The 8575-nt window shown below is 52.3% G+C and carries 5 protein-coding genes and 2 pseudogenes; 5 read left to right on the plus strand and 2 right to left on the minus strand.

From position 1 onward, the window contains the following. Positions 1-55: 55 nt before the first annotated feature. Together JHD74_RS24865 and JHD74_RS24870 are read right to left on the minus strand one after the other, a co-directional pair. Positions 56-577 (minus strand): DUF3987 domain-containing protein, encoded by a 522-nt coding sequence (locus JHD74_RS24865; RefSeq protein WP_199063768.1) that lies wholly within the window; start codon positions 575-577, stop codon positions 56-58. Positions 578-703: 126 nt separating this feature from the next. Continuing rightward, positions 704-895 (minus strand): annotated as a pseudogene (locus JHD74_RS24870) (IS3 family transposase); the annotation flags it as partial. Between the two features lies 1 nt (position 896). Between JHD74_RS24870 and JHD74_RS24875 the strand changes: the two are divergent. The 5 genes and pseudogenes from JHD74_RS24875 to JHD74_RS24895 all read left to right on the plus strand — a co-directional run. Then, positions 897-1226, plus strand: a pseudogene (locus JHD74_RS24875) (IS3 family transposase); the annotation flags it as partial. A gap of 729 nt (positions 1227-1955) precedes the next feature. After that, positions 1956-2240: a hypothetical protein gene (locus tag JHD74_RS24880; protein ID WP_199063769.1), complete on the plus strand. Its 285-nt coding sequence runs from the start codon at positions 1956-1958 to the stop codon at positions 2238-2240. Position 2241: 1 nt separating this feature from the next. Then, positions 2242-2964 carry a DUF4123 domain-containing protein gene (locus tag JHD74_RS24885; RefSeq protein WP_199063770.1) on the plus strand — a complete coding sequence of 241 codons (723 nt, stop codon included), beginning with the start codon at positions 2242-2244 and terminating at the stop codon, positions 2962-2964. 21 nt (positions 2965-2985) lie between these two features. Then, positions 2986-4092: a hypothetical protein gene (locus JHD74_RS24890; RefSeq protein WP_199063771.1), complete on the plus strand. Its 1107-nt coding sequence runs from the start codon at positions 2986-2988 to the stop codon at positions 4090-4092. 23 nt (positions 4093-4115) lie between these two features. Further along, positions 4116-8141, plus strand: a complete 4026-nt coding sequence (locus JHD74_RS24895; protein WP_199063772.1) for an RHS repeat-associated core domain-containing protein — start codon at positions 4116-4118, stop codon at positions 8139-8141. The last annotated feature ends 434 nt before the right edge of the window (positions 8142-8575 follow it).

The following is an 8575-nucleotide window of genomic DNA, read 5'->3' on the forward strand; positions in this document are numbered from 1 at the left end:
CCCCCCCCCCCCCCCCCCCCCCCCCCCCCCCCCCCCCCCCCCCCCCCCCCCCTTTTTAGATGTGTATAAGAGACAGGGCGTGTTCAACAATTTTTAAAGATTCGGTTTCCCCATTGTAATTTTTGTCAATGGCTTTACTAAGATTTTTAATGAGTGTTTTGTTCTTTATTTTCCACGCTTCTATTTTTGCATCATAATGCGCTTTTTTATCACGGTACTCGCGCCGCATTATTTCATCAAAATCATAGAATGGCTTCATGATGACATTTTTGACAGTAGATTTCCCTGCGCCTGATTCCGCAATAGAAAAAAAGTAGAGAGAACAAGGGGCCGGTGTATTCGTGTGTGGCTGGATCACTTCGATCAACGACTGACAGGCGAGCGAAGCTGTGGTGAGCACGGTATTTGCGATCAACTCAAAAGGGATTTGAGTGTCATTGTGTAAGGCATAAAGAGGCTTTGATAATATTTCCGGAAAGAGATGGACCGGATAGGGCGTTAGTGGCTGTTCATTCGGATAGTCTGAACGGTCAGGCCGTGGTGCTGTTTCCACCCAAGTTATATCATTTTTATTCACGTTGTTCCCCTTTGCTCATTTTTCCTTAAGCATAAAACAAAGGGCCGGTAAAATGCGATAGTGGCGCCCTTTAAGCGAGCCGAGGCACTATCTGACATCCTGTGCTCAGCTTTGGAGCTAACCTTCTTAAAAAACAAACGCCCCTTTTTCGGCGATAACCGGTGGCACATGACCGATACGCTCCAGAAGCAGACGGTTATTGAACCAGTCAACCCAGTCCAACTCCACATCTTGCCTGCTTTTCCAGCTTTGATGGTGGATCACTTCTGCTTTGTATAACCCGTTGATACTTTCTGCCAGAGCATTATCGTATGAGTCCCTAGCCCGCAGCGGTTGGTATGTCTGGTGCCTGCGTCGCAATCAAATAAGCCCACGCCAGAAATTCCGTCTCATCTGCGATGAGGCCATCGGTAAGCCATCCACTGAGGCAAAACAGCGTTATGGTGCGCCTCGTCTTGCTGACGAACTGCCGGAGTACAACATCAAAACCATTGCTGCTAGCATGCGCCGTCAGGGAATGCGGGCGAAAGCGACCCGCAAGTTTAGTCCGGTCAGGTACCGTGAACACAACTTGCCCGTGACAGAGAACCTGCTGAAACAGGATTTTTACGCCAGTGGACCAAACCAGAAGTGGGCAGGTGACATCACCTGCTGTGTGCCCTCCGCCCCGTACCAGCATACCGCTGCGTCTGATACGCTCATTGCCATTGTTGTTATCTTTTCTTGATGTGCTTTTTCAGCCATGCAGGCGTTTATAAAAACACGTATTCATTTGTAGCCTAACAAGCCATCTCCGATCCGATGCACGCATGTGGCAGTTCGGACGATGCTGTAGGGAGAGCAAGTGCTCCCTCCCAATGTCTGCACATCGCGACATTAAAGGTGAGTAGCGAGGTCTGCTGTGCCTCCAAAGCTTGGCATCCCTCACATTGCACAAAATATTCATTAGTAACAATTACCTTTCTGCTTCTTTCAGCCTAAAACATCCTGTAATCTGATAAAAAAATGTCAAGTATGGAGGATATATAGCAGGGAATGCCGTGGTCTTACAAGGTGACAATACCTTCCATGGTGACGTGGTGCTACAGGGATCGCCAGTCATGTAAGTTCAGGGGAAAAGTGCAACACTGGTGTGGCATCAGGTGATCTAGTGGCGTCTTTCTCAATTGTGACAAGAGCACAAGCTGTACAGATGGCGAGTTGCTTTTGGCCCATGAAGAGATGAGAACTACCTTTCGAACTGGTTTTATTAATTCACAACATGAATGTAATGCCTGACAGCCATATCACTTAGTGCTAATCACTCTCTAGCACGGCTAGGGTAGCAAGATAATGGACAGCCCCTTGATGGATTAGGGCACAGGGAGCAAGGATTGCAGTGACTACCTCAGATCGCTTTCAACAAAACACATCACTTTCTACCTGGTTGCTTATAGCGCCGAACGGCAGGGAATATGCGGTCAGCTATGCGGATATAGCGCTGTTGTCGCGTATCTTGCCAGCTCAAGACAGGGGCGTGTCCTTCAACATTCTGTTTATTGGCCATTTGCTACAGAAGCTGGCTCAGCGCCTGAGCGCCCAAACATCACTTCTTCAGGCTATTTCCGCCAAGTCTATTCGGCAGGTCATGTCCAGCTCATACGCATTTTTTAATCAAGGATAAGATGAATATGCTACACCGCTTACAGGACTGGGTAAGAAACACTGCGGGAACACAGCTGTACGCCATCCTGGCCAATACTAACGGTGCACAAGGCATCAAAGCCTATTACCGTGAGGACGGCAGCCGCACGCCTTTCGGACTTTATGCCAACACGCAATACGCCAACTGGTTTGAAGTGATGCCGGTGCTGGTAGCTCTTGATGACGGCAGCCCGTTCCTGCGCTGGGTGGCAGAGACGCCCCTGCGCAACTGGGGCTGGCTGGCACGTTCGCCGCTGCCGCAGACCACTATCTCTGACCATCTTACCGGTTTGACTAAGGTGATTATGCCTGGAGGCAAAGAGGTATTTTTCCGCTACTGGGATGGGCGTTATCTGCCGGGCCATCTGGATTTTTACGGTGACCACTGGCGCGATATTCTGCCGGTGTTCTCCGATTACTGGATCAATGGCCGGGCCTTCGCCTGCCCGGTTATCCCCGATGCGCCGGTTCAGACATTCCCCTGGTGGCAGGTCCCACAAGGGGTACTGGATGCGTTGCTGGATGAAGAGGTATTGCCTTTGGTGCTTAACATCCGCCAGACCCTGCAACAGGATTACCCCGATGTGGTTGCCCGCTGGCCCGACGCGATACTGGATAAAAAAATACGCCGCCTGCTGACTCCGCAGCGCCGTCGCGATCCCCAAATCCTGGCTGAGATCCTGCGTACCCTCGAAGAATCATAATTATCAAGGAGAACCGACTTAATGTATTACCCACAGGGAAGTTTTCCCACGCTTGAAAATCATACTCGCCTGTTGCGCGGGGAGTCGCCGCCGAAGCCGACTCCGGCTGATAAAGAGCTGGATTTTCAGCGCATCCTGGCTGAATTCAAAGATGTGATAAAGGACTACAAAACTGCCAATGGTCATTGGTTGTACGGCTCCATGCTGAACATGAAGCAGCAATTTATTATTGGTGATATGCAGCGTGAGTCTGCGCCTCTGGAAAACAAACCAGTCAATATCGCCATGAGCTGTAGCGTTGAGCCTACGAACATTACCATTACCCACGGCTTTCGTTCCACCAAGTATATTCCGATACCTCTGGCGAAATACACCTTGGTCAAACGCCCGGTGGTGATAACTCAGCAACGTTCCCAAGATTACCCGGCAGCCCTTTCTGGCCCTCCTTCCCGATATGGGGATACCAGTAAAGATAAAGTTGTCTCCCAGAACAATTTTGATGCGCAGGGCAAGGCCGTGGTCACCCTACCCGCCTGTGAAACCGGTTATCAGTATCATCTGCTGGTCAATACCAATATTACTGATAAAGACCGGGATGCACTTTATGCGGCCTATCAGGAAACGATTGACAAATATGCAGCCTGGCTGACCACCACATGGAATACGCAGCAGCGAGCGGCCTGGCAGGATTATCTGCAGAACGGGGGACTCAGTCTGGCGAAGACGGCCAATGCCTTTCTTGATGGAATGGTGTCACAGATAAAGCAACTGTATGACACGATCAAACAGGTCTGGTTATGGCTCAGCGATGTGGATAAATATGCCGCCAAATTGGCCGAGTTTATTAGCACTGAAGGAATTGAGAAACTGAAAGCCCTGCCCGATAAGAGTGCCGAGGCTTTGGGGGATGCCCTGACACTGCTGAGTGATGAAATCCTCGTTTTCATCCTGATCGACGCGCTCTACTGTTATTTCCAACTCCTCACCCCGCAACAAATTGTTAATTTTGTCGCCGATGCCTTTGGAAGCCTGTTGGTGATGATTGTGCTGTATCTGGTACTGCCCCCAGGCATGGGACAGATGGTACTGACGGGTGTGGACAACATCAGCATTATGGTTCCGGCATAACAAGAACAAGGAACGTTATAGAGATGGCAAAGATATTCAAGAACGCCAAGGCGGCAACAGAAGCCAAAGACATCATGGCTAATGTAAGAGAGTTATTCAGCCTGGCCAAAGTACCCAAAGGGTACGGTGTGTTAGCCAAACCCACGGTGGTCGCTAGGTTTGATCCGAAGTCGCTGCTTACCGTGCGGCAAAATCAGTTGGGCAGGCTTCAGCACCAGACTTCGCTGGAGCTCTCCTATCAGAAGTCGGCTCACAAAATTGGGATTATTAAAACTGAGCCCAATGCCAATGCCAGTGCGATCACCGGCAATGGCAAACCCACCCAGGCCGTCGGTAATACCCAAGTTGATGGCGAGCCGGTATCCATGTTCTCCGGCGAAGAATTGCTGACACTGACGGATTTTACCCTGCCTGGCGTCCTTCCCTTTGCCTGGCGGCGGCTCTACCGCACCAGCGCTGTGGAGCAACGTTGCGGGATGGGGCCTGGCTGGACTCATAGTGCCAGCCCTTACCTGCTCTTTGGACGTGATAGTCAGAGCCAGGAAGAAATTGTCTGGTTCTTCGACGATGAAAACAGCGCCACCCGCTTCCTGCTTCCCACCCAGGAGGTGCCGGTTGTCACCAACCGCGCAGGCGGCGGGGTGATGAGACTGAAACTGGATGAGTTCGGCAATGAATACTGCGTCCAGTTCACCGAGGGACAGGGGACTTACCATTTCCTGCGTGACGGCGACATGGCCTGGCTGCGCTGTATTCGCGATCGCCACGGCAACTCTGTAGACGCCAGTTACGACAGCGAAGGCCGTCTGGCTGCCATCGGACACGACGAAGCCCGGCTCTGTTTCAGCTATGACGACCCTGCTTACCCTAAAGGGATCAGCCAGGTGCTGTTACAGGCCCGCAATCCCGCCAGAACCAGTGCAGAGACACATTGGCAGCCCGGTACGCTGGTAGCCCACTACCGTTACAACGAACACCAACAGCTGATTAGTGTTGCAAATGCCGCTGGCGACATTGAGCATTATCACTACCGAGAAGACCACGTGATCCTCTGCCGCACACTGGCGGGCGGTGCAGAATTTCATTGGGAGTGGCAAGGTGAAGGCAAAGACGTTCGCTGTCTGCGCCAGTACGGCAACTTTGGCCAACTGGATACGCATTACCACTGGGACGAGGCCAATCATAGCGTCACGCTAACCCGTCAGGATGGTAGCCAGCAACGTTACCGGCACTCGGCACAGGCACTGCTGTTGCTGGAGAAAAACGCCGACGGTGCGGAAACACACTACGAATACAACGATGACGGTGCCTGTGTCCGGGTCACCGATGCGCTGGGGTATCACACCGACTCGGTTTACGGTGATGATGGCACATTGCGTTGTGTTATCACGCCAGATGGCCAAGTCACCACCTTTGACTGGCTGTATGACAGGCTGTTCAGCAAGACGCTGGGGGGCGGTGACGAGGCGCAGACCTGGCGTTATACCTACCATCTCAACGGCGCATTAAAGAGCGAAACCAGCCCGGCAGGAACTACCACCCACTACAGCTACACGCCGCGTGGGCAGGTCAGCCATATTCGCTTTCCCGATGGTAGCGAGCAGCATTTGCAGTGGGATACGTTGGGGCGTTTGCTCAGTGACAGTTCGCCACAGGGCCACCTCCAGATGCGCTATCAAGGGCTACAGACTCAGCCCTGCGAAGTGGAAGAGAACGACCAGATCACCCGCTACCAATGGGATGAACTGGACCGGCTGATAAAGATCACCCATCCGGATGGCAGCACCCGGCAATATCAGTACAATGCCTATGGTAAAGTGACGCAACTCACCGATGAGGCCGGGCGCGTCACAGAATATCACTATGCAGCCCCCCTGCATCTGCTGACCGAGAAACGTCTGCCGGACGGCGGTAGCCTGCGCTATCGCTACGATAACGTGCATCTGCAAGTCAGCGAAATTGAAAACCAACTGGGCGAAAAGTACCGCCTTGGCTACACCGGCAGCGGCCTGCTGAGTGAAGAGATTGGCTTCGACAATAGCAAAACCACCTATCACTATGACGCCTGCGGTCGTCTGAGCGAAAAGCACGAATACGGCAACGACCACCAAAGCCCGCCCTTCATCACGCAGTACCAACGCGACCCGTTGGGCCGCCTGACGCGTAAAATCCTGCCCGATGGCAAAGAGGAAGAATACCGTTACGACGAGGCGGGCCGCCTGAGTGAGGTATTGGACGGTGAAAAACCGCTAGCCTGGCAATATGACGCCGCCGGACGCCTGGAAGCAGAGCACCAGTCCTGGGCGACAATGCGTTACCGCTATGACGAAGATACGGGACGCCTGACCGGCATCAAACAGCCCAACGGCCAGTGGCAAGAGTTCCATTACCAGCATGGCAAGCTGCAAGCCTCCAGCCTGGAAGGCCAACCGCTGACGGCGTATGGTTACGACCATCACCAGCGTCTGCAACAACTGCGGCAGGGCAACCGACTGGTCAACAGCTTCCAGTATGATCCACTGGGTAGACTGAGCCAACATAGCCTGCGAGAACCGGGGGCAACACCGGAAGAAGATCGACTGCACTGGCAACAGCAGTATGCCTATCAGGCCGATGGTGAGCTGGCCAGCATCGAGGGCAATGATGCGCGGCAGTACCACTACAATGCCGCTGGGGCGCTAACTTCAGTCTGCTACCTGAACCCACAGTCTATTGTTCCCCCGGCACGGCAACCCGTCCACCGTTTGCCGCAGTTTCAGCCAACAATCGCAGCGAGGGAACAACACCACGCCAACCCGAACGAGAGTTTCTGTTGGGATCTGCGGGGTAACCCGGTCAGCGATGAGCAGCGACACAGCGCACCGGGCAACCGGCTGGCGTTTTATGCCGATCGTCATTTTGAGTATGACCGTTTTGGTAACCTGATTGCGGAACGGCGGGGTAAAGCACAGCGGCTGGTCACACACTATGAATACGACTGCCGTCATCGCCTGATCCGCCTGGAAACTCCGGACGGCAGCGTGAGTACCTATGCTTATGATGCCTTTAACCGCCGCCTGAGCAAGACCGTCAACGGCAAGCTGCTGGAATTTGTCTGGCGCGGCAATCAACTGGTGGCAGAAACCGATAGCAAAGGCTATTGGCAGAGCTATCTGTATGAACCGGGCAGCTATCGCCCGATGGCGCTGGTGGTGGGAGAACCTTCACGGGATCCAAAGGACAAGTCCCCGGCAATTTACTGGTATCAAAACGATCACTTGGGTACGCCACACGAGCTGACCGACTGGAACGGCAACTCGGTGTGGAAAGGTCGGTTTAGTGCCTTTGGACAGATGCGGGAAGAATGGCTGACAGAGGATGCGCCTGAAATTAACCAACCGCTGCGGTTCCAGGGGCAGTATGCAGACAAGGAAAGCGGGTTTTATTATAACCTGAACCGGTATTATGATCCGGGGATTGGGCGGTACCTAACAGCGGATCCGATCAAATTATCCGGTGGACTAAACCAGTACCAATATTGTGAAAACCCGATTAGCTGGATAGATCCGCTGGGGTTAATTGCTGGTTTGGGGAGTAATTCGCCAACTGGGCCTTATGATCCACATGTCGCCCGTCAGCAGTTGGAAAATATGTATGGAAAAGGGAATGTATCATCAACGACAGTACCTAGATTGAATGATCCGAATGTGAAACTGAGGGGGGGTGTGCATTCTAAAACGGGTGTCCCCTATGATACCAGAGGGTTTCCAATATTCGATAAAGTAGCCGCATATGACACGAAATTACCAGAAGCCTCTTTTAGAGACCAGTCTTACACTGGGCAAATGAAAATGGCCTCACGTGAACTATGGGAGTCCATTCAAAATGGGAAATTGCCAGCTTCACGATTTAATGCTGAACAATTGTCTGCAATAAAATCAGGGAAATCTAAAGTGCCTCTTTACACGTGGCATCATCATCAGGATGTAGGCCGTATGCAGTTAGTATTGACAGAAGTCCATAGTCAAGCTACACATATTGGCGGAGATAAAATGATTAAGGGGAAATAATTATGATTGCCGGATTAAATAAAGATAATTATGATGTTGTAGGGTTTGTTATTGCCTGTCTATATAGTGGTGCAATAACTGATGACGATTTGAAAAAATGGTCTGAAAATGTAATTAGAGATAATGATGTTTCTGAAACACCAGACTATATCTTCGAGTTAGTTGATTTTGATGGAGATAGACTTAATATTTTAAATATAATCGGTTTTCCATTTGAATGGAAAGCTAGTAAGTCTCAAAGAAATGCTTTGTACGGGATCTGTCTCTTATACACATCTCCGAGCCCACGAGACAGGAGGTATCATCTCGTATGCCGTCTTCGGCTTGAAAAGGGGGGGGGGGGGGGGGGGGGGGGGGGGGGGGGGGGGGGGGGGGGGGGGGGGGGGGGGGGGGGGGGGGGGGGGGGGGGGGGGGGGGGGGGGGGGGGGGGGGGG

The sequence above is a fragment of the Serratia sp. ASV30 genome, assembly GCF_016428815.1.
Taxonomy (GTDB): domain Bacteria; phylum Pseudomonadota; class Gammaproteobacteria; order Enterobacterales; family Enterobacteriaceae; genus Chania; species Chania fonticola_C.